Annotated in this window: 18 protein-coding genes and 1 pseudogene; 11 read left to right on the plus strand and 8 right to left on the minus strand. The window is 65.8% G+C overall.

The features are described 5' to 3' along the window. The first annotated feature begins 57 nt into the window (after positions 1 to 57). The 4 genes from ccoG to ccoS are packed head-to-tail and all read left to right on the plus strand — an operon-like array spanning position 58 to position 4279. Complete coding sequence (ccoG, locus tag ACROUL_RS03490) at positions 58 to 1485, plus strand: cytochrome c oxidase accessory protein CcoG (protein ID WP_431298159.1); 1428 nt, start codon at positions 58 to 60, stop codon at positions 1483 to 1485. Further along, positions 1478 to 1930, plus strand: coding sequence for a FixH family protein (locus ACROUL_RS03495; protein ID WP_431298160.1), 453 nt, complete (start codon positions 1478 to 1480; stop codon positions 1928 to 1930). The genes ccoG and ACROUL_RS03495 overlap by 8 nt, the downstream gene beginning before the upstream one ends. Positions 1931 to 1934: 4 nt before the next feature. Then, the gene (locus ACROUL_RS03500; protein WP_431298161.1) at positions 1935 to 4121 is read left to right on the plus strand and encodes a heavy metal translocating P-type ATPase; all 2187 of its coding nucleotides are present in this window, start codon (positions 1935 to 1937) and stop codon (positions 4119 to 4121) included. Next, on the plus strand, positions 4121 to 4279 hold the full coding sequence (gene ccoS, locus ACROUL_RS03505) for a cbb3-type cytochrome oxidase assembly protein CcoS (protein WP_431298162.1): 159 nt from the start codon (positions 4121 to 4123) through the stop codon (positions 4277 to 4279). Before ACROUL_RS03500 ends, ccoS begins: the two co-directional genes overlap by 1 nt. A 5-nt stretch (positions 4280 to 4284) precedes the next feature. On the opposite strand, the gene ACROUL_RS03510 is transcribed toward ccoS, so the two are convergent. The 3 genes and pseudogenes from ACROUL_RS03510 to ACROUL_RS03520 all read right to left on the minus strand — a co-directional run bounded on the left by ACROUL_RS03510 (position 4285) and on the right by ACROUL_RS03520 (position 7831). Then, positions 4285 to 4962 (minus strand): fumarylacetoacetate hydrolase family protein, encoded by a 678-nt coding sequence (locus ACROUL_RS03510; protein ID WP_431298163.1) that lies wholly within the window; start codon positions 4960 to 4962, stop codon positions 4285 to 4287. A gap of 1156 nt (positions 4963 to 6118) precedes the next feature. Then, positions 6119 to 6902, minus strand: a pseudogene (locus ACROUL_RS03515) (D-alanyl-D-alanine carboxypeptidase family protein); the annotation flags it as partial. A 236-nt stretch (positions 6903 to 7138) separates the two neighbouring features. Next, complete coding sequence (locus ACROUL_RS03520; protein ID WP_431298164.1) at positions 7139 to 7831, minus strand: HAD family hydrolase; 693 nt, start codon at positions 7829 to 7831, stop codon at positions 7139 to 7141. Between the two features lie 169 nt (positions 7832 to 8000). On the opposite strand from ACROUL_RS03520, the gene clpS reads away from it, so the two are divergent. From clpS to ACROUL_RS03535, 3 genes are read left to right on the plus strand one after another with little or no spacing between them, the layout of a single operon-like run. Next, entirely contained in the window at positions 8001 to 8321 is a 321-nt protein-coding gene (gene clpS, locus ACROUL_RS03525; protein ID WP_305567728.1) for an ATP-dependent Clp protease adapter ClpS, read from the plus strand. Between the two features lie 48 nt (positions 8322 to 8369). After that, positions 8370 to 9353 (plus strand): methyltransferase, encoded by a 984-nt coding sequence (locus ACROUL_RS03530; RefSeq protein ID WP_431298165.1) that lies wholly within the window; start codon positions 8370 to 8372, stop codon positions 9351 to 9353. 30 nt (positions 9354 to 9383) lie between these two features. Then, the gene (locus ACROUL_RS03535) at positions 9384 to 10196 is read left to right on the plus strand and encodes an SDR family NAD(P)-dependent oxidoreductase (RefSeq protein ID WP_431298166.1); all 813 of its coding nucleotides are present in this window, start codon (positions 9384 to 9386) and stop codon (positions 10194 to 10196) included. Here the strand turns inward: ACROUL_RS03535 and ACROUL_RS03540 are convergent, their stop codons facing one another. Next, positions 10197 to 10589 carry a hypothetical protein gene (locus ACROUL_RS03540; protein ID WP_431298167.1) on the minus strand — a complete coding sequence of 131 codons (393 nt, stop codon included), beginning with the start codon at positions 10587 to 10589 and terminating at the stop codon, positions 10197 to 10199. Positions 10590 to 10693: 104 nt separating this feature from the next. On the opposite strand from ACROUL_RS03540, the gene hemF reads away from it, so the two are divergent. Together hemF and ACROUL_RS03550 are read left to right on the plus strand one after the other, a co-directional pair. Then, positions 10694 to 11554, plus strand: coding sequence for an oxygen-dependent coproporphyrinogen oxidase (gene hemF, locus ACROUL_RS03545; protein ID WP_431298168.1), 861 nt, complete (start codon positions 10694 to 10696; stop codon positions 11552 to 11554). Between the two features lies 1 nt (position 11555). Beyond that, positions 11556 to 11915, plus strand: a complete 360-nt coding sequence (locus ACROUL_RS03550) for a hypothetical protein (RefSeq protein ID WP_431298169.1) — start codon at positions 11556 to 11558, stop codon at positions 11913 to 11915. A gap of 79 nt (positions 11916 to 11994) precedes the next feature. On the opposite strand, the gene ACROUL_RS03555 is transcribed toward ACROUL_RS03550, so the two are convergent. Further along, a complete protein-coding gene (locus ACROUL_RS03555; RefSeq protein ID WP_431298170.1) occupies positions 11995 to 12687 on the minus strand; it encodes a winged helix-turn-helix transcriptional regulator in 693 nt (230 codons plus the stop codon). A gap of 124 nt (positions 12688 to 12811) precedes the next feature. Here ACROUL_RS03555 and ACROUL_RS03560 point away from each other — a divergent pair, with 124 nt between their 5' ends. After that, a complete protein-coding gene (locus tag ACROUL_RS03560; RefSeq protein WP_431298171.1) occupies positions 12812 to 13960 on the plus strand; it encodes an acyl-CoA dehydrogenase family protein in 1149 nt (382 codons plus the stop codon). Between the two features lie 17 nt (positions 13961 to 13977). Here the strand turns inward: ACROUL_RS03560 and hemE are convergent, their stop codons facing one another. Further along, positions 13978 to 15006, minus strand: coding sequence for a uroporphyrinogen decarboxylase (gene hemE, locus ACROUL_RS03565; RefSeq protein ID WP_431298172.1), 1029 nt, complete (start codon positions 15004 to 15006; stop codon positions 13978 to 13980). A 94-nt stretch (positions 15007 to 15100) separates the two neighbouring features. Here hemE and hemC point away from each other — a divergent pair, with 94 nt between their 5' ends. Beyond that, positions 15101 to 16045: a hydroxymethylbilane synthase gene (gene hemC, locus ACROUL_RS03570; RefSeq protein WP_431298173.1), complete on the plus strand. Its 945-nt coding sequence runs from the start codon at positions 15101 to 15103 to the stop codon at positions 16043 to 16045. Positions 16046 to 16123: 78 nt separating this feature from the next. Here the strand turns inward: hemC and ACROUL_RS03575 are convergent, their stop codons facing one another. Beyond that, positions 16124 to 18625, minus strand: coding sequence for an ABC transporter permease (locus tag ACROUL_RS03575; RefSeq protein ID WP_431298174.1), 2502 nt, complete (start codon positions 18623 to 18625; stop codon positions 16124 to 16126). Then, the gene (locus ACROUL_RS03580) at positions 18622 to 19314 is read right to left on the minus strand and encodes an ABC transporter ATP-binding protein (protein WP_431298175.1); all 693 of its coding nucleotides are present in this window, start codon (positions 19312 to 19314) and stop codon (positions 18622 to 18624) included. Before ACROUL_RS03580 ends, ACROUL_RS03575 begins: the two co-directional genes overlap by 4 nt. Between the last annotated feature and the right edge of the window lie 38 nt (positions 19315 to 19352).

Here is a 19352-nt window from a genome sequence, read left to right on the forward strand (position 1 = left end):
TTGCACCGGGCGGCGGTTCTGCCGCCCGGTGCGTCTGAAAGACCCCGGAGCCTGCCCGTGACCCTGCCTGATACCGATACGCCCAGTCTTTACGCCGCGCGCGAGCCAGTTTTCCCGCGCCGGGTGAAGGGTGCCTTCCGCACGCTGAAGTGGTGGATCATGGCGGTGACGCTGGGCATCTATTACATCACGCCGTGGCTGCGCTGGGACCGGGGGCCGAACCTGCCGGATCAGGCGGTGCTGGTGGACATCGCCAACCGGCGCTTCTTTTTCTTCATGATCGAGATATGGCCGCACGAGTTTTATTTCGTGGCCGGACTTTTGATCATGGCCGGGCTGGGGTTGTTCCTGTTCACCAGCGCCGCGGGCCGGGTGTGGTGCGGCTATGCCTGCCCGCAGACGGTGTGGACCGACCTGTTCATCCTGGTCGAACGATGGGTTGAAGGCGACCGCAACGCCCGCATCCGGCTGCATCGGCAGCCGTGGAACTGGGAAAAGCTGGTCAAGAATGGCATCAAGTGGTGGATCTGGCTGGCCATCGGTTTGGCCACGGGCGGGGCGTGGATATTCTACTTTACCGACGCGCCGACGCTGCTGCGCGATCTGGTGACGGGCCACGCGCATCCGGTGGCCTATATCACCATGCTGATCCTAACCTTCACCACCTTCTTTTTCGGTGGGTTCGCGCGCGAACAGATTTGCATCTATGCCTGCCCGTGGCCGCGTATTCAGGCCGCGATGGTGGACGAGGACACGCTGACCATCGGTTACCGCGACTGGCGGGGCGAGCCACGGGGCAAGCAGAACGTGGAAGGCAATGGTGACTGCATCGACTGCATGGCCTGCGTCAACGTCTGCCCGATGGGGATCGACATCCGTGACGGGCAGCAGATGGCCTGCATCACCTGTGGCCTGTGCATCGACGCCTGCAACGACGTGATGGACAAGATCGGCAAGCCGCGTGACCTGATCGGGTATCTGGCCCTGACCGACGAGGTGCGCGAGCGTGCGGGCGAGCCTGCGAAATCGGTCTGGGCGCATGTGTTCCGGCCACGGACGGTGATGTATACGGTGCTGTGGGCCGGGGTTGGCATCGGGTTGATCGTGGCGCTGTTCCTGCGTTCGCCGATCGACATGAACGTGACGCCGGTACGAAACCCGACCTATGTGACGCTGTCGGACGGCAGCATCCGCAACGCCTATGAGCTGCGTCTGCGCAACAAGGGCGGGGAGGATTCGCAGTTCACCATCGCGGTCACCTCGGAAGAGCCGGTCACGCTGTCTCTGGAAGGCGCGGATGGGCTGACGGTCAACGTGCCCGCAAACGAGACGACGACGCAGCGCATCTATCTGACGGCGGCGGCCGGGTCGGAGGCGGCGACGGAAGACAGGACAGACGTTCGGATCTGGGTGGAACAGCAGGGCACCACGAACCGGGTGCATCATGATACCGTGTTCAATGGCAAGGAAGACGACGATGAGTGAGTTGACCGGGCGGCATGTGCTGGCGATCACAGTAGGGGCGTTTTCGGTGATCATCGCGGTGAATGTGCTGTTGGCCTACAAGGCTGTCAGCACCTTTCCGGGGCTGGAGGTCGACAACTCCTACGTCGCGAGCCAGGGCTTCAATGCCCGCAAGGCCGCACAGGAGGCGTTGGGCTGGCAGTTGAAGCCGGGGTATGAGGGCGGGCGGATGACGCTGGCGTTCCATGACCGCAATGGCGTGGCGATGCCGGTGACGGATTTGCAGGTGCTGGTCGGGCGCACTACCGAGGCCAAGGATGACGTCTGGCCGGTCTTTGCTGCATTGGGTGATGGCTATGTGGCTGATGTGCCCTTGTCGCGTGGCAAGTGGATGATCAAGGTTACCGCAAAGTCGCTGGACGGGGTGCTGTTCGAGCAGCGGTCGGAATTGCATGTGAAGGGCTGAGCCGATGGCGCTGGCGGAAAGTTTCGACGAGGCGAACCGGTTGTCGGCCTGCCCGGCCTGTGCCGTGGTGCCAAGCGCCGAGCGGCTGGCGGCGATGGCTGCGCCCACCGAGGCGCGGATCATGCTGTCGTTGCCGATGGTGCATTGCGCGACCTGCATCTCGACCGTCGAAACCGCGCTGGCGGGGGTTCCGGGCGTGCGGTCGGCGCGGGTGAACCTGACGCGCAAGCGGGTGAGCGTCGACGCCTCGCCTGACGTGACGGCAGCGGGGCTGATCGAGGTGCTGAAGGCCGAAGGGCAGGAGGCGCATGAGCTGGACCCCGGCCTGTTGAGCGCGACCGAGACCGACAAGCAGGGGCGCGACCTGCTGATGCGGCTGGGGGTCGCATTCTTTTCGATGATGAACGTGATGCTTTTGTCGGTGGCGGTCTGGTCGGGGGCCGAGGCTGCGACGCGCGATATGTTCCACTGGATTTCGGCGGCTATTGCGCTGCCGACGGTGATCTTCGCGGGGCAGCCGTTCTTCAAATCGGCTTGGGCGTCGTTGCGCGCGGGGCGGCTGGGGATGGATGTGCCAATCTCGCTGGCGCTGATCCTGGCGTCGTCGATTTCGGTCTACGAGACGATGATGTCGGGGCATCACGCCTATTTCGACGCGGCGGTGATGCTGGCGTTCTTCCTGCTTCTGGGCCGGTATCTTGACCACCGGACGCGGGCGGTGGCGCGGTCTGCGGCAGAGGAGCTGGCGGCGCTGGAAGTGCCTCGGGCGTGGGTAATGGTGGATGGCGTGGAGGTCGAGCGCGCGATTTCGGCTGTGGTGGCGGGGGATACCGTCGTCGTGCGGCCGGGGGGGCGGATGCCGGTCGATGGCGTAGTGATCGGCGGCGCGTCCGAGGTGGACCGGAGCCTGTTGACCGGGGAAAGCCTGCCGGTGTTTGCCGGCGTCGGCACGGTTGTCAGCGCGGGCGAAGTGAACCTGACCGGGCCATTGACGCTACGGGTGACGGCGGCGGGCAAGGACAGTTCGCTGCACCGGATGGCCGATCTGGTGGCGGTCGCCGAAGGGGCCAAGACGCGCTACACGAGTTTGGCGGACCGGGCGGCGAAACTGTATTCGCCCTTGGTGCATATCCTGTCGTTCAGCGCGTTCGGCTACTGGATGTGGGCGACGGGTGGGGATGTGCGCTATGCGATCAACATCTCGGCCGCAGTGCTGATCATCACTTGCCCTTGCGCACTGGGGCTTGCCGTGCCGGCGGTGGTGACGTCGGCCAGCGGGCGACTGTTCCGCAAGGGGCTGCTCATAAAGAACGGCACGGCGCTGGAGCGTTTGGCCGAGGTGGACACGGTGGTGTTCGACAAGACCGGCACGCTGACGATGGGCGCGCCCGAGGTGACGAACCTTGGCGCGTTGCCTGCGGACGTGGTGGCGGTGGCGGCGGGGCTGGCGGCGGGATCGTCGCATCCCTTGGCGCGGGCGTTGGCCGGCGTGGCGGGCGTGCCCGCGTCGGTCAGCGATGTGCGCGAGGTGCCGGGGTATGGGATCGAGGGTGTCTGGCAGGGCCAGCGCGTGCGTCTGGGCCGGGCGGAATGGTGCGGGACCGAGCCGCTGGCGGTGACGGCGACGTATCTGAGCCTTGGCGGTGTGGTGCATTCCTTTACATTTACCGATGCGCTGCGGCCAGGGGCCGAGGCTGCGGTGGCAGCGCTGCGCGCGGACGGGCGGCGGATCATCCTTCTGTCGGGTGATGCGGTGGGCGCGGTGGCCGATCTGGCCGGGCGTTTGGGCATCAAGGAATGGTCGGCGGGCGTGCTGCCTGCGGAAAAAGCGGCGCGGGTGGCGGCACTTTCGGCCGAGGGGCGCAAGGTTCTTATGGTCGGTGACGGCTTGAATGACACCGGCGCGCTGGCGGCGGCGCATGTGTCGATCAGCCCCGCGTCGGCACTGGATGCGGCGCGGGTGGCGTCGGACATCGTACTTTTGGGGCAGGACATGGCGCCGATTGCCGATGCGGTCAGGATAAGCCGTCAGGCGGTGCGGCGGATGGTGGAGAACTTCATCATCTCGGGTGGTTACAACGTGGTCGCGGTGCCTCTGGCCTTGATGGGGGCTGCAACACCCTTGGCGGCGGCGCTGGCAATGTCGCTGTCGTCGATCACCGTTTCGCTGAACGCGATGCGGTTGAAGTAATGGAAATCCTGACCATCCTCATTCCGGTGTCGCTGCTGTTGGGCGGCGTCGGGCTGGCTGCATTCTTCTGGGCGATGAAGACCAAGCAGTTCGACGACCCGGACGGCGATGCGAACCGCATCCTGACGAAGGAATGGGACGACCGCCCAAAACCGTGACGCCGTCAGGCGATGGTGACCGTCGCGTGGGGCAGGCCTTCGATTTCGACCGTGCAGATGTCACCTGACACCAGCGGGCCGACGCCTGCCGGGGTGCCGGTGAAGATCAGGTCGCCGGGGGCCAGCGAAACCAGCTTTGACAATGCGGCGATGATCGCGGGCACCGACCAGACCATATCCGAAAGGCGTGCCGACTGGCGCTGCGTGCCGTTGACGATGCAGCGGATCGCTGCGTCGCCGATCGGGCCGGGACGGATGCTGCCGACGATGGCGGATTTGTCGAACGCCTTTGACATGTCCCACGGACGGCGGGTTGCCTTGGCCTCGGCCTGAAGGTCGCGGCGGGTTAGGTCGTTGCCGGTGGCGTGGCCCCAGACCAGCGCCTCGGCATCGGCTTCGGTCAGCATCGCGCCGCTGCGGCCGATGGCGACGACCAGTTCAGCCTCGTGGTGCAAGTTCGAGGTCGCGGGCGGATAGGGGATGCGGCTGCCCGATTCCACCACCGCATCAGCGGGTTTGGTGAAGAAGAACGGCGGTTCGGCCTCGGGGTCGCCGCCCATCTCGCGGCTGTGTTCGGCATAGTTGCGTCCGACGCAGAACACGCGGCGGATCGGAAAGCGTTCTGCCCGCCCGGTGACGGGAAGCGTGACGGTCGGCAGGGCCGGAAAAACAAGCGCGACCATCAGCCTTCTCCCAATGTTTCGCATGGAATGGCGCGGGCTTTCAGGCGGCGGCAGGCAAGGTTCGCCTGTTCTTCGGTGAGGCCCATGAAGTTGGCGTGCCAAGCGCCGTCTTTCTGACTGATCTTGCGCAACCCTTCGTTCAGGGTGGCGCTTTCGGCGAGGGCGGTTTTCAGAAGGGCACGCTCGGCTTCGTAGCGCGAGGTGAAATCACCCACGTTGACGCCGAAATGACGCCCGCCGGAGGTGGATTTGACGACCACAACTTCCTGTTCGGCTGCCGCCACCTCGACCTCGGCCGGTTCGGCGCTGTCGAAGATCGGGGCCTTGCGCGTGCTGATCGTCGCGACGGCAAGGGCGGCCACGGGGGCTGCGTCAAGCGGGGCTGCATTGGCGGCGGCAACGGTTTCGACGTCGGTGACTTCGGGCAAACCATCCTGAATAAGCTGCGGCATTTCGGACTGCACGTCGGCGGCGGCGATGATGCCTTCTTCGGTCAACAGGGTGCCGGGGTCGGTCACGACAAGTTCCGGTTCGGCCTCGGCGACTACAGTCTCTTCGGCCACGGCCTCGGTCGCATCGGCAACGAGGGCGTCGGCGGGACGTTCGGGGCGGGCCTTGGGCTTGAAGGCGGCCAGCGCCTCGTCAACAGGCGCTGCGGCTTCGGGAGCGGCGGCTTCGGCCAGCAGGAGGGCGTCGGGGTTTTCCTCGGAATCGGCCAGTTGGGCGGCCTGCGCGTCAAGCGTGCCGGGGTCTGCCGTGGCGGCAAGCGCCAGTGCCACGGCGGCATCGGTCGCCTCGTCCGAGACGGCGGCGGTTTCAACCGGAACGTCGGCCGGAACCTCTGCGATGGCTTCGGGGGCCGCCGCGATGGCTTCGGCCTGGAAATCCAGCGTGCCTTCGGGGGCGGGTTCGGCGGTGGCTTCGACCAGCGCACCTTCGATGCTTTCGGCCATTGCGACGGCGACGGCCTCTGGCACGGCCTGAACATCAGGACGCGCCTTGGGCCGGGGCGACACGCGCACCTCGCCCGATACGCGAACGGTCTTGGCGGCGCCGCCTTCGACATCGGGCACGTCGATTTGCGGTTCGGCGCTGGCGATCAACTGGTCGGCGGGGGCTTCGGGTGCCACGGGCGGCTGTTCGGTGACGCGGTTCTTGGCGGTCTTGAAGCCGAGATCCATCAGTTCGGCCATCTTGGCGTTGCGCTGCGCGGTCGAGGTGCCGCCGAACACGGTGGCGATGATGCGCTTGCCGCCGCGCTGCGCGGAGGCGGTCAGGTTGAAACCTGCGGGATTGGTGTAGCCGGTCTTGATGCCATCCGCGCCTTCGTAGCTGTCAAGAAAGCGCGAGTTGGTGTTGCGAACTGTGGCGATGCCGGCGTCGGCGGTGCGGCGCGAGAAGATGTTGTAATACTGGGGGAAATCGTAAAACAGGTGCCGGCCCAGCGTGTTCATGTCACGCGCCGAGGACAGGTGGCCCTTGGCGGTCAGACCATTGGCGTTCTTGAAGGTGGTGTTCGTCATGCCAAGCTGCTTGGCGGTGCGGGTCATCCGTTTGGCGAAGGCTTCGGCATTTCCGCCGATGTGGTCGCCGATGGCCGAGGCGGCGTCGTTGGCCGATTTCACGGCGGCGGCGCGGATCAGATAGCGCAGCGCGATCTTCTGGCCCGGCTTCAGGCCAAGCCGGGACGGTGGCTGCGAGGCGGCGTATTTGGTGACGGTGACCTTGGTGTCAAGCGAGAGGCGGCCCGCTTCGATTTCCTGAAACGCGATGTAAAGCGTCATCATCTTGGTCAGCGAGGCCGGGTGCAGCCGCGCGTCGGCGTTCTTTTCGTAAAGCACCTCGCCGGAGCGGGCGTCGATCACGATGGCCGCGAAGGGCGCGGCTTGAGCGGATGATGCGAAAACGACGGCAAAAGCCGCGATTGCAACGAGATAAATGCGGAATATCCGCCCGAATAGCGATGCCACGTCGCTGTCCCTTTGCCTGTCCGACCCGAATTTCCGGTGTCGATTTTTCTGCCTCGACGGGAGGCTAGCACAGCCGCCCGGTTCCGAAAACCCACATTTTACAATGACTTTGCCGGAGTAGCTCATTCAGTTGCAGGGATGCAGCAGTCTTCAAGCGAGGTCTATATATAGGGCGCAGAGACGCTGGATGGGCTAGCTATAGACAGTCAAGCGAGGCGAGCCACGAGCGTTGGAAGCGCGGAAAGGTCGGTCAGTTCGTGAAAGCGGTGATGGTCGACGGGCAGGTCGGCGGTTTCCAGCGCCCAGGTCAGGCCGTGCGGGATGTAGACGCCCCAGCTTCCGGCCTCCAGTGCGGGAATGACGTCGGATTTCAAGGAATTGCCGACCATCATTGCCTGATCTGCTCCGGTGCCGTGCCGGCGGAAGATCGATGAATAGCTGGCTGCGGTCTTGTGCGACACGATCTCGACCGCGTCGAAAAGGTCGCCGAGGCCGGATTGCGCCAGCTTGCGTTCCTGATCCAGAAGGTCGCCCTTGGTAATGAGGACAATGCGGTACTCCTGTGCCAGCGCCGTGACGGTGGCGCGGACGTGCGGGAGAAGCTCGATCGGGTGCTCCAGCATGTCGCGCCCGGCGGCGACCAGTTCGGCGATCACCGAGGCGGGAACGCGGGCGTCGGTCACCTCGATCGCGGTTTCGATCATCGACAGGGTAAAGCCTTTCACGCCGAAACCGTAGTGGCCGATATTGCGGCGTTCAGCGGCAAGCAGGCGGTCGTGCAGATGAGCGGCATCGGCGTAGTCGGCAAGCAAGGTGGCAAAACGGTCCTGCGTCAGCCGGAAGAACGTCTCGTTCTGCCAGAGCGTGTCGTCCGCATCAAAGGCGATCGTGCTGAGCATGATGGTGCCCCCCTGACGCTTGTTGCCTTGGATCGGGCGGGGGGTGCAAGGCCCGTGAGGCCTGCCCCCTTTCCGACGGAGCAAAATCGGCTATATTGACGTAGTAAGCGCTTGATCCCCGAATCCACCCTGACGGAGCCACTGACCCGTGTCGCAACGCCCATTGATGATGTCCGACAAGACGGATGGTCCGGGGCAGGACACGTCTTTGCTGACCAAGCCGAAATCCAAGACCGAGCGGCCGCCGCTCTACAAGGTGATGTTGCTGAACGATGACTATACGCCGATGGAGTTTGTCGTGCATGTGCTGGAGCGGTTCTTCGGGCTGAACCATGCGCAGGCGTTCGACATCATGCTGACGGTTCACAAGAAGGGGCTGGCGGTGGTGGGGGTGTTTTCCTTCGAGGTGGCGGAGACGAAGGTGGCGCAGGTGATGGATTTCGCACGCCGCCATCAGCATCCGCTGCAATGCACGATGGAAAAGGAATGACCCGCGGTAGCGCCCGAGCGGGAGTGTAGGGCGCCCCGGCGCCTGCCCATGCGGTCAGCTCGACTTTCCCTTGCGCTGGAAACTGGTGCCTTTGCGGTGCCGGACGATGGTCTGATCGCGGTTTATCGGCCGCGCATCGGCGATGACCTGTCCGATCTGCCGCAGGATCGGGTGGTGGTGCTGACCGGCTTCAAGCCCGACCATGACCATTTCGCACAGCGGTTCCGGGTGGAACCCGCGCCGCCCTATGCGGCAGCTGTGGTATGCCTGCCGCGCGCCAAGGCAGAGGCGCGGGCGCTGATCGCGCAGGCGGCGTCGGAGGTCAGACCCGGCGGGTTGATCGCGGTTGACGGGCAAAAGACCGATGGCGTCGACGCGGTCCTGAAGGATCTGCGTGGGCGGGTCGCGGTGTCGGAAAGCCTGTCGAAGGCGCATGGCAAGCTGGCGACATTCCGCGCCGGGCCGGGGCTGGAAGAGTGGGCGGCGCGGCCAACTGTGATCGAAGGCGGATTCCAGACGCTGCCGGGGGTGTTTTCGGCGGATGGGCCTGACCGCGGGTCGGTGTTGTTGGCGGCGGCATTGCCGGCGAAGCTTGGCCCCAAGGTGGCTGATCTGGGGGCGGGCTGGGGGTTTCTTGGCCGCGCGATCCTGGCGCGTGAAGGCGTGAAGCGGCTGGAGGTGGTGGAGGCCGAGGCGGCGGCGCTGGACTGCGCGCGGGTGAACCTGCCCGACGAAAGGGCGCGGTTCCACTGGGCCGATGCGACGGTGTTCCGGCCGGAGAATCTGGTGGAAACAGTGGTGATGAACCCGCCTTTCCACACATCGCGCACGGCGGATCTGGCGCTGGGCGTGTCGTTCATCCGTGCCGCGCGGCGGATGCTGGCGCCGGACGGGGTGCTGTGGATGGTTGCGAACCGCCACCTGCCCTATGATGCGGTGCTGACCGAATTGTTCCTGACGGTGGAGGACGCGGGCGGCGACGGCGCGTTTCGCGTGATCCGGGCGGCCAAGCCCAGACGGACAAAACACTGACCTTGAGCTGACCTAGATCGGAGCGACCTGATGTCTTTTTCCATCTCTGGCAAGACTGCCATCGTGACCGGGGCCGCGAACGGCCTTGGTCTGGCCATCGCTCGGCATCTGGTCGACAAGGGCGCCAACGTGATGTTCGCCGATATCGACGAGGCGCGGCTGGAGGACGAGTTGGGCGAAGAGGCGCGGTCCGAAGGTCCGGTGCGGATGTTCGCGGGTGATCTGACGGAAAAGCTGACCATCGCGAACCTGCTGTCGGCCACGGTCGATGCGTTCGACCGGGTGGATATTCTGGTCAATGCCAGCCGCAAGATGGTGGTGTCGGAGCTTTTGAATCCAGAAAGCGACGGGGTGGAGGATCTGCTGGAGCAGAACCTGCTGACGGCGTTGAGGCTGTCGCAGATGACGGCGAAGCGGATGATCCAGCATGGTGCGCGGGCCGAGGTCGAGGCGGGCACGATGTTGGGGTCGATCATCAACATCTCGTCGATTGCGGCACAGCATACCCGGCCGGAACTGCTGGGCTATTCCATCGCCTCGGCGGCGATTGACCAGATGACGCGGTCGATGGCCGTGGCGCTTGCGCCCAAGGGGATCAGGGTCAATGCGATCGCCTTCGGCAGCGTGATGAGCGCCAGCCTGCAGACCAGCCTGAAGGAACATCCCGATTACCGCGATTCGATTGCCGGCGGCACGCCGCTTGGCCGGATTGCAGCACCTGCGGAACTGGCGGAGGTGGTGCAGTTTCTTGCGTCCGACGCGGCGGGGTTCCTGACGGGACAGGTGATTACGGTCGATGGCGGGCGCAGCCTGATCGACGCGGTCTCGGCACCGGCGCACTGATCACTCGGGGTATTGCGCCTGGCATTGGGCGATAACCGGCTGGGCTGCGCGGGCCAGTTGGACACGCTTGGCCTCGAGACTTTTCAGTTTCTTTGCCTCGGCTGCGAGGTCGATGGCCTTGGGGCGAGTTTCGAATTCGGGGCGGTCGTCGAGGCACATCCGGGGCTGCACGGCGTAGTGGCCGTCGACGATGTCGTAGCGGTCGCAGAACACCCAGACGTCGCGATAGACGAGCACCTCTTCATAGGCGAAGCCACGGTCGAGGTTGCCTTTGCTCTCGGCAATCAGGCGGTCGACGTTTCGCAGGTCGCGCGTGTTGCGATTGATACACTGTTCCTGCGGCGTCCCGCAGGCGGAGAGAACGAGAAGAGCGGGAACGATCAGGCGTTTCATCGGCAAACTCGCTTTCTGATGGGTTGCGCGGGCCAAATGTCCTGTTGGAAACGGTCGCGCCACGGTGTTAGGCATGGCGCTGTCAGCTTTGGGAGACTTTGACGATGACCGATCCGTTTGACAGCCGCAAGACCCGTGCCGCAGCGTGGTTTCGCACCTTGCGCGACAGGATCGTGGCCGAGTTCGAACGGCTGGAGGATGAGTTCGGAACCGGCACGCCGGGCCGGTTCGAGGTGACGCCGACGGTGCGGGCCGATGGCGGCGGCGGGCTGATGAGCGTGATGCGCGGCGGGCGGGTGTTCGAGAAAGTGGGCGTCAATGTATCCGAGGTGCATGGCACCCTTGGCGAGCGGGCGCAGAAGGCGATGGCCGCGCGGGGGGTGCCCGGAATGGCGGAAGACCCGCGGTTCTGGGCCAGCGGGATTTCACTGGTCGCGCACATGGTCAACCCGCACAGCCCGGCGGTGCACATGAACACGCGGATGTTCTGGACGCCGGGGGCGGCGTGGTTCGGTGGCGGGGCGGATTTGAACCCGGCGATCGAATATGCCGAGGATACGGCGCATTTCCACGGGCAGATGCAGGCGGCTTGTGATGCGCATTCGCCGGAGTATTACGCGAAGTTCAAGGCGTGGGCGGATGAGTATTTCTTTGTCCCGCACCGGGGTCGGGCGCGGGGGGTTGGGGGTATCTTTTATGATGACCTGAACACCGGCGACTGGGAGGCGGATTTTGCGTTCACGCAGGCCGTCGGTTCTGCGTTCCTGCCGGCCTTCGTGCCGGTGACGGAGCGGCGGCAGGGGACGGCGTGGAGCGAGGACGACCGGGAGCAGCAGTTGCGGCACCGGGGGCTTTATGCGGAGTACAACCTTGTCTACGACCGGGGCACCAAGTTCGGCCTGGAGACGGGGCATGATGCCAATGCGGTGCTGATGAGCCTGCCGCCCATCGCGAAGTGGTATTGAGATGGCCGATATAGAGGTGACGGCGGCCTATGGGTCGGTGGTCGAGGACGAGGGCCAGTTGTTCGTGGGCTTTGCCGAGGGTGAGGAGGAGGACGAGGGGTATGTCCTGTTCCGGCAGCCCGTTGAGGGCGGGCCGGTCTGGTTCGAGGTGACCGACGAGGCCTTCGGGGCGGAAGATGCCATCGAGGCGGTCGTGGCGGGGCCGGATGGGCTGACGATCAGCATCAGGCCGGAGAAGGCGGGGGCGCTGGGCTGGGCGTCTTCGGTGGCGGTGAGGATCAGGCCGGGGGCCGACGGACGGGACGAGGCTTTTGCCGCCCTGGCCGGGATGCTGGGGCCGCTTTGGCAGGTGGAGGACTAGCCTGTCCCACGGTGGGACAGGCTGTACGCCTTAATAAAATCAATGGCTTGAGGGGGAAGGTTAGGAGTTTCTTAACCGCTCACGCCACCCGCCGTTCGCCGGGGGCGAAGGGGCTGAGCTTCAGCCATTGCTGCATCGCGCGGGCAATGGCCGGGTCGCCGTCAAGCTGCACCTTGCCGGCGTCCACTTCGGCGCTGAGCCGCGCGACCCCCATCCAGATCGACGTCATGGTGCGCAGCGAACTGGTGACGAGAAGATCGACATCGAATCCCGGATCGACACTGCACAAGTCGACATTGCCCGATTCGACCACCAGCCAGTAATTGCGCTGGGGCGGTGAAAGTTCGGGATACAGAAACTGTATCGTGCAGCGCCGTTTTGGCAGTGGATCGGTGGCAAGGTTGCGGCGCATGTCCCACATCAGAAGCGTGGGGTCGAGATTGCGCAGCGACAGGCGCGATTCCACCCAGCGCTGGCCCCAGAAACCGATGCCCATGACGATCGGGCGCAAATCCTCGCCTGCTTCCGTGAGGTGGTATTCGAAGAGGCCGCCCGAGGTGGGCACCGTGCGCACCACACCCGCCAATTCCAGTTCCTTCAGGCGTTTCGACAACAGCGTGGGCGACATGCGGGGCAACCCCCGGCGCAGATCGTTGAAGCGGGTGCTGCCGCACAAAAGCTCGCGCAGGAGCACGACGGTCCAGCGGGAGCAGAGAACTTCGGCGGCCATCGAGACGGGGCAGAACTGGCCGTAGGTGGACGACTCGGGCATGGTTCGATCCTTGTGCGAAGCCTTACCCTACCACCCGAGTGCCCTGCGCCCTAGTACAGTTCGTGGACTGGCCGGAGCGGCGCGGTTTGCGGAAGATGAGGGCATTCCAGAAAGGAGTGCAGCCATGACATTGACAGCAGAACGACCGGTCGGGGCGACGTTTGATGCGGTGGCGATCGCCGAGAGCCTGAGCGAGCAGATCGCGGCCGGGGCGGCGGAGGCGGATGCCGAGGACCGCTTTGTCGCGGAAAATTACGCGCTGTTGAAAGGCGCGGGGCTGGTTGAGGCGGGCGTGCCGAAGGAACTGGGCGGCGGTGGCGCAGAGGTGCGCGAGTTGGCGGCGATGCTGCGGGTGCTGGCACGGTCTTGCGGATCGACCGCGCTGGCCTTTGCGATGCACACCCATCAGGTCGCGATTCCGGCATGGCGCTGGAAGTACCAGAAGGTTGCTGCGGTAGAGCCGCTGTTGAAGCGGATCGCGGCGGACAGGATCATCCTTCTGTCCAGCGGCGGGTCGGACTGGATCAACGGGTCGGGCGTGGCGCGAAAGGTTGAGGGCGGCTACCGGATTTCGGGGCGCAAGATCTTTACCTCGGGCGCGGCGGCGGGCGACGTGTTCATGACCGGCGCGGTGCTGGAGGAGGACGGGCAAAAGTACGTCCTGCATTTCGGCGCGTCGATGAAGGCGCCGGAGGTGAAGATCCTGGATACCTGGCACACGCTTGGCATGCGGGGCACCGGGTCGCACGACGTGGTGCTGGACGAACTGTTCGTGCCGGATGCCGGAGTTGCGCTGAAGCGCAAGGCGGGAGAGTGGCACCCCTTGTTCCACATCATCTCGACCATCGCGTTCCCGCTGATCTATGCGGCCTATCTTGGCGTGGCCGACAGCGCATGCCGGATCGCGCTGGAGTTGGCGAAGAAACGGCCGATCACACATGACACGCGGGCCTTGGCCGGGAAGATGGTGACCGAGTTGCGCGGCGCCGAGGCGGCACATGAGACGATGCTTGCGGCGGTGGACCGCAATGCGCCGTCGGCGGACACCGTCAATGACGTGATGATGGGCAAGACGCTTGGGGCGGATCATGCGATCCGGGCGGTGGAACTGGCGATGGAACTGGCAAGCGGGGCGGGGTTCTACCGCGCCGCCGGGCTGGAGCGGAGGTTCCGCGACATTCAGGGCGCGCGGTTCCACGCCATGCAACGCGGGCCGCAGTCGCAATACGCGGGCGCGCTGGCGTTGGGCGAATCCGTCGCGACGGTGTTCTGAAGCCGGGTGCGCGGGGGTCAGACCCCGCGCACCGTGTCGATCATCAGTTGCACGTTGTCGGGGTTGGCGTCGGGCGTGATGCCGTGGCCAAGGTTGAAGATGTGCGGGCCTTTGGAAAAGGCGCGCACGACATGCTGGGTGGCGGCCACCAGCGCCTGACCGCCGGTGACCATGTGTTCGGGCGCAAGGTTGCCCTGCACGCAGCCGTCGATCTGCACGTTGGCGGCGGCCCATTCCGGGCTGACGGAATTGTCGATCGCAACGCAATCGGCGCCGGTCTGGTGGCCAAAGCCGATGTAGCCCTGCCCCGCCTCGCGCGGGAAGGCGATGATTGGCACGTTGGGGTGACGGGCCTTCAACGCGCTGATGATGCGGGCGGTGGGGGCGGTGGCGAAATCGCGGAAATCCTGACCTTTGAGCGATCCTGCCCAGCTGTCGAACAGCTTGACGACCTCGGCCCCGGCCTCGATCTGGGCGGAGAGGTATTCGATGGTGGCCTCGGTGATGCGGTCGATCAATGCCTCGAAGGTCGGGCGGTCGCTGTCTTTCAGGGCATGGGCGGCGGCCTGATCCTTTGATCCCTTGCCCGCGATCATGTAGGTGGCGACGGTCCAGGGCGCGCCGGCAAAGCCGATGAGGGTGGTTTCAGCCGGCAGTTCAGCGGCGAGGATGCGGACGGTTTCGTAGATCGGCGAGAGGGTGTCGTGGATCGCCTCGGTCGGTTTCAGGTTGGTGACCTGGCCCATCGTGGTGGTGGTTTCCATGCGCGGACCTTCGCCGGTTTCGAACCAGAGTTTGGGGCCAAGCGCTTGGGGAAGCAGAAGAATGTCGGCGAAAAGGATCGCCGCATCAAAGCCGTAGCGACGGATCGGCTGCAGCGTGACCTCGGCGGCAAGCTCTGGGTTGTAGCACAGCGACAGGAAATCGCCGGCTTGGGCGCGGGTGGCGCGGTATTCGGGCAGGTAGCGGCCGGCCTGACGCATCATCCAGATCGGCGGGGTGGGAAGAACCTCGCCCTTCAGGGCGCGCAGGATGGTTTTGGTCATGGCTGGCCTTTTTTCGGTTTGGCCAATGGGTCGGCTGGCGGGGCGGGCTTGTCAAGAGTTGTCAGGCCAAGATGACAGATGTAAGCCTGTGGCCATGAGCGATGATTTGCCCCACCCCGCGCAGCCCTTGAAAATCGGAACCCGTGGTTCGCCGCTTGCGCTATGGCAGGCGCATGAGGTGCGGCGCTGCCTGATGGAGGCGTTCGCGCTGCCGCAGGACGCGTTCGAGATCTGCGTGATCAAGGTGCTGGGTGACCAGATCCTGGACAAGGCGCTGAAGGATATCGGCGGCAAGGGGCTGTTCACCCGCGAGATCGAGGAGGCGCTTCTGGCGGGTGGCATCGACATTGCGGTGCATTCGATGAAGGACATGCCGACGATCCAGCCGGACGGGCTGGTGCTGGATTGCTACCTTAAGCGCGAGGACGTGCGCGATGCGTTCGTTTCGCCCACGGTGGCGACGCTGAGCGATTTGCCCTTGGGTGCGGTGGTCGGATCGTCAAGCTTGCGGCGGCGAGCGCAGCTTAGCCTGCGCCGGCCGGACCTTAAGCTGGTGGAGTTTCGCGGCAACGTGCAGACCCGGATGAAGAAGCTCGAAGACGGGGTCGCGGTGGCGACGTTCCTGGCGATGGCGGGGCTGAACCGGCTCGGGATGACGCATATGGCGCGCGGACCGGTGGAGGTGAGTGAGATGCTGCCGGCGGTGGCGCAGGGTGCCATCGGGGTGGAGCGGCGGTCGGATGACGCGCGGGTGGCAAGGCTGCTGGCCGCCATTCACGACGGTCCCACGGGCGTGCGGTTGGCGGCGGAACGCGGGTATCTCGCGACGCTGGATGGCTCGTGCGAGACGCCCATCGCGGGGCTGGCGCTGATCGAGGGCGACCAGATGTGGCTCAGGGGCGAGATTTTGCGGCCTGACGGGTCGGAGGCGATCGAGGGCGAGCGGCGCGGGGCTGTGGCGGATGCGGCCGAGATCGGGCGCGGCCTGGCGGACGAGTTGCTGTCGCGCGCGCCGAAGGGGTTCTTCGCCTGGCATTAGGCGCAAGGGCTCCTTGGGCTTCCTCTTCCTTAAATATCCCACGGGGGTGCGGGGGTGTGAAACCCCCGCTGCGCCGGGTCAGTCCTGCGCGCGCAACACCTGTGCCGGGCGCGCCGCCAAGGGGCGCCATGCAAAGGCGAGGCCTGCCAGAAGGGTGGCGAGGATGCCGCCCACGATGATCGCGAAGGCCGAGACCGGCTCGAATCGGTAAGTGCCGTCCATCACGAAGGTCATCACCGCCCAGCCTGCCAGAGCGCCCGCAATGACTGCGACGGTGCCGGCTGCGGCGCCCATCAGGGCGGAGCGTAGCGCAAAACTCGTCAGGATGCGCGCGCGCGTGGCGCCGAGGGTTTTCAGGATTGCGGCCTCATACACGCGGGCGCGTTCGCCTGCTGCCGCCGCGCCGATCAGCACGATGAATCCGGTCAGCAGCGTTGCCGCGGCGGCCCAAGCGGTGGCGGTGGCGATGGCGCCGAGGGCTTCGGTCACGCGGTCGACGGCTTCGCGGATGCGGATGGCGGTGATGTTGGTCCAGGTTTTTGTCACGTCGCGCAAAATCTCTGCCTCGGCCTCGGGTGGGGCGTAGACGGTGGAGATGAAGGTGTGCGGCGCACCCGCGACAGCGGCGGGGTTCATCGAGATGACGAAGCCGATGCCGGCGGAGGAGAAATCAACCTCGCGGAACGAAGTGATGGTGGCGGTGATGTCGCGGCCAAGGATGTTGACGGTCAGCTTGTCACCGAGCTTGAGGCCGATCTCGTCGGCCTCTTCCTGCGCGAAGGATATCTGCGGATCGCCCGCGTAATCTTCGGGCCACCATGCGCCAGCAGTGATCTTGGTGCCTTCGGGCGGGGTGGCGGCGTAGGTCAGGCCACGGTCGCCGCGCACGACCCAGTGGTCGGTGACCTCGGACGCGGGCTTGCCGTTGATCATGGTCACGACGCCGCGCAGCATGGCTGCACTTTCCACGTCGGTCACGGCGGGGTCAGCCTCCATGCGGGCGCGGAAGGCGTCGATCTGGTCGGGCTGGATGTCGACGAAGAAGAAGGCGGGCGCGCGTTCTGGCAGGTCCTGGTCGATGGCGGCGCGGAGGTTCGCGTCGATCTGGCCTACGGCGGCGAGCACAGAGAGGCCGAGGCCGAGGGAGAGGATGACGCTGGTCGCTTCGGACCTTGCGCCGCCGATAGAGCCGAGAGCGAGACGCAGGGGCACCCGGCCACGGGCAAGGTGCGCGGTGCGGCGGGCAAGGCGGCGGAGGCCCCAGGCGGCGAGCGCGAGGACGAGGAGCGAGCCGAGGACGCCACCTGCGGCGCCAAGCGCGAGTTCCGGGATGCCGGAGAGAAGGACCGCGCCGCCAATCAGGAGGATGGCGAGGCCGACGAGGGCGGCGATGTATCGCCCGTGGGGGCGGCCGCGCTGGCCTTCGCCGCCCCGGTAAAGCGCCGCGGCGCGGACGTTTTCGGTGCGCGCAAGTGGCCATAGGGTGAAGAGAAGGGCGGTGACGAGACCGTAGAACGCGGCCTCGATCAGCGGCATCGGCGCGACGGCGATATCGGCGGGGAAGGGCAGTTGCGCCTCGATCACCGGGGCGAGGAGGAGGGGGAGCCCTGCGCCAAGGATCAGGCCCGCAAGCGTGCCGACGAGGGCGAGGGCGAGAATCTGGGCAAGGTAGATGCGGAAAATCAGGCTGCCTTCGGCACCGATGGTTTTCAGCGTTGCGATGGTCGGTATCTTGCCTTCGAGATAGGCGCGCACGGCGGCGGAGATGCCGACGCCGCCGACGGCAAGGCCGGCGAGGCCGACGAGCACGAGGAAGCTGCCGATCCGGTCGACGAAGTTTTCGATGCCGGGGGCGGCGCGGCGGCTGTCGGACCAGCTTATCCCCTTGTTGCGGAAGGTGTCTTCGGTGGTTGTCTTGAGGGTTTCAAGGTCGGCTCCGGGGGGGAGGGCGAGGCGGTATTCGGTCTCGTAGAGCGAGCCGGGGGCGAGGAGGCCGGACTGGGCCAGCGCCTCGGTGCGAATCAGGGTGCGGGGGCCGAGGGTAAAGCCGCCGGTGCTGTCGGGCTCGCGCAGGAGGGCGGCGGTCAGGCGGAAGGACTGGGTGCCAAGTGTGAAGGTGTCGCCGATCTTCAGGGACAGGCGGGAGATCAGGACGGGGTCAAGGACCGCGCCGGGGAGACCGTCCTTGGTGGCGAGGGCGTCGGCAAGCGGGATCGCCGGTTCAAGGGTGACATTGCCGTAGAGCGGGTAGTTGGCGTCGACGGCCTTGATCTGGGTGAGGGCGGAGTCGCCTTCGATCACCGCCATCGAGCGGAAATCGACCACCTCGGAGCGGCGGGTGGCGATGCGGTCCATGTAGGCCAGTTCTTCGGCGTCGGCGAAGCGGTAGGTGAACTCCATCTGCGCGTCGCCGCCCAGAAGGACGGCGCCCTGGTCTTCGAGGCCGGACTGGATCGCGGCGCGCAGGGTGCCGACGGCGGCGATTGCGGCAACGCCGAGGGCGAGGCAGAGGAGGAATATGCGAAAGCCCTTGAGGCCGCCGCGGAGTTCGCGGCGCGCGATGCGGAGGGCGAGGCTCATTCGGCGGCCGCTTTCAGTTCCGGGGCAAGGCGACCGTCGGCGAGGCGGATCACGCGGTCGCACCGTTCGGCAAGTTCCGGGGCGTGAGTGACGAGGACGAGGGTGGCGCCGTGGCGGTCTCGGAGGGAAAAGAGGAGGTCCATGATCGCCTGGCCGTTGACGCCGTCGAGGTTGCCGGTGGGTTCATCAGCCAGAAGGATGGCGGGACGGGGGGCGGCGGCGCGGGCGAGGGCGACGCGCTGCTGTTCGCCGCCCGAAAGCTGCGAAGGGTAGTGGTTCATGCGCGAGCCAAGGCCGACGGAGGCCAATTCAGCCTCGGCCCGGGCGTAGGCGTCGGTCACATTCGCGAGTTCCATCGGCAAAGCCACGTTTTCAAGCGCGGTCATCGTCGGAATGAGGTGGAAGCTTTGGAACACCACCCCCATATTCCCCCTACGGAAGCGGGCGAGCGCGTCTTCGTCCATCGCGGTAAGATCCTGGCCAAGCGCGAGGACCGATCCGCCGGTGGCCCGTTCAAGCCCGCCCATGAGCATGAGGAGCGATGATTTGCCCGACCCCGATGGCCCGATGAGCCCGACCGTTTCGCCGCGCGAGATGGTGAGGGAGATGCCTTTCAGGATCTCGACCGGGCCGGCGTTGCCCTGGAGGGTCAGGCGCGCGTCGGTGAGCGCGAGGATCTGGTCGGTCATTGGGTCTGTCCTTAAGGCCGTATATGAAAAGGCATATG

Origin of the sequence: Tabrizicola sp. BL-A-41-H6, from assembly GCF_050632395.1 — a bacterium.
GTDB lineage: Bacteria > Pseudomonadota > Alphaproteobacteria > Rhodobacterales > Rhodobacteraceae > JAUYQR01.

Coding starts and splice junctions, on each gene's coding strand:
- ACROUL_RS03495 (WP_431298160.1), top strand. CDS start 1,478: ATGAGTGAGTTGACCGGGCGGCATGTGCTGGCGATCACAGTAGGGGCG.
- ACROUL_RS03500 (WP_431298161.1), top strand. CDS start 1,935: ATGGCGCTGGCGGAAAGTTTCGACGAGGCGAACCGGTTGTCGGCCTGC.
- ccoS (WP_431298162.1), top strand. CDS start 4,121: ATGGAAATCCTGACCATCCTCATTCCGGTGTCGCTGCTGTTGGGCGGC.
- ACROUL_RS03510 (WP_431298163.1), bottom strand. CDS start 4,962: ATGGTCGCGCTTGTTTTTCCGGCCCTGCCGACCGTCACGCTTCCCGTC.
- ACROUL_RS03520 (WP_431298164.1), bottom strand. CDS start 7,831: ATGCTCAGCACGATCGCCTTTGATGCGGACGACACGCTCTGGCAGAAC.
- clpS (WP_305567728.1), top strand. CDS start 8,001: ATGTCCGACAAGACGGATGGTCCGGGGCAGGACACGTCTTTGCTGACC.
- ACROUL_RS03530 (WP_431298165.1), top strand. CDS start 8,370: ATGCGGTCAGCTCGACTTTCCCTTGCGCTGGAAACTGGTGCCTTTGCG.
- ACROUL_RS03535 (WP_431298166.1), top strand. CDS start 9,384: ATGTCTTTTTCCATCTCTGGCAAGACTGCCATCGTGACCGGGGCCGCG.
- ACROUL_RS03540 (WP_431298167.1), bottom strand. CDS start 10,589: ATGAAACGCCTGATCGTTCCCGCTCTTCTCGTTCTCTCCGCCTGCGGG.
- hemF (WP_431298168.1), top strand. CDS start 10,694: ATGACCGATCCGTTTGACAGCCGCAAGACCCGTGCCGCAGCGTGGTTT.
- ACROUL_RS03550 (WP_431298169.1), top strand. CDS start 11,556: ATGGCCGATATAGAGGTGACGGCGGCCTATGGGTCGGTGGTCGAGGAC.
- ACROUL_RS03555 (WP_431298170.1), bottom strand. CDS start 12,687: ATGCCCGAGTCGTCCACCTACGGCCAGTTCTGCCCCGTCTCGATGGCC.
- ACROUL_RS03560 (WP_431298171.1), top strand. CDS start 12,812: ATGACATTGACAGCAGAACGACCGGTCGGGGCGACGTTTGATGCGGTG.
- hemE (WP_431298172.1), bottom strand. CDS start 15,006: ATGACCAAAACCATCCTGCGCGCCCTGAAGGGCGAGGTTCTTCCCACC.
- hemC (WP_431298173.1), top strand. CDS start 15,101: ATGAGCGATGATTTGCCCCACCCCGCGCAGCCCTTGAAAATCGGAACC.
- ACROUL_RS03575 (WP_431298174.1), bottom strand. CDS start 18,625: ATGAGCCTCGCCCTCCGCATCGCGCGCCGCGAACTCCGCGGCGGCCTC.
- ACROUL_RS03580 (WP_431298175.1), bottom strand. CDS start 19,314: ATGACCGACCAGATCCTCGCGCTCACCGACGCGCGCCTGACCCTCCAG.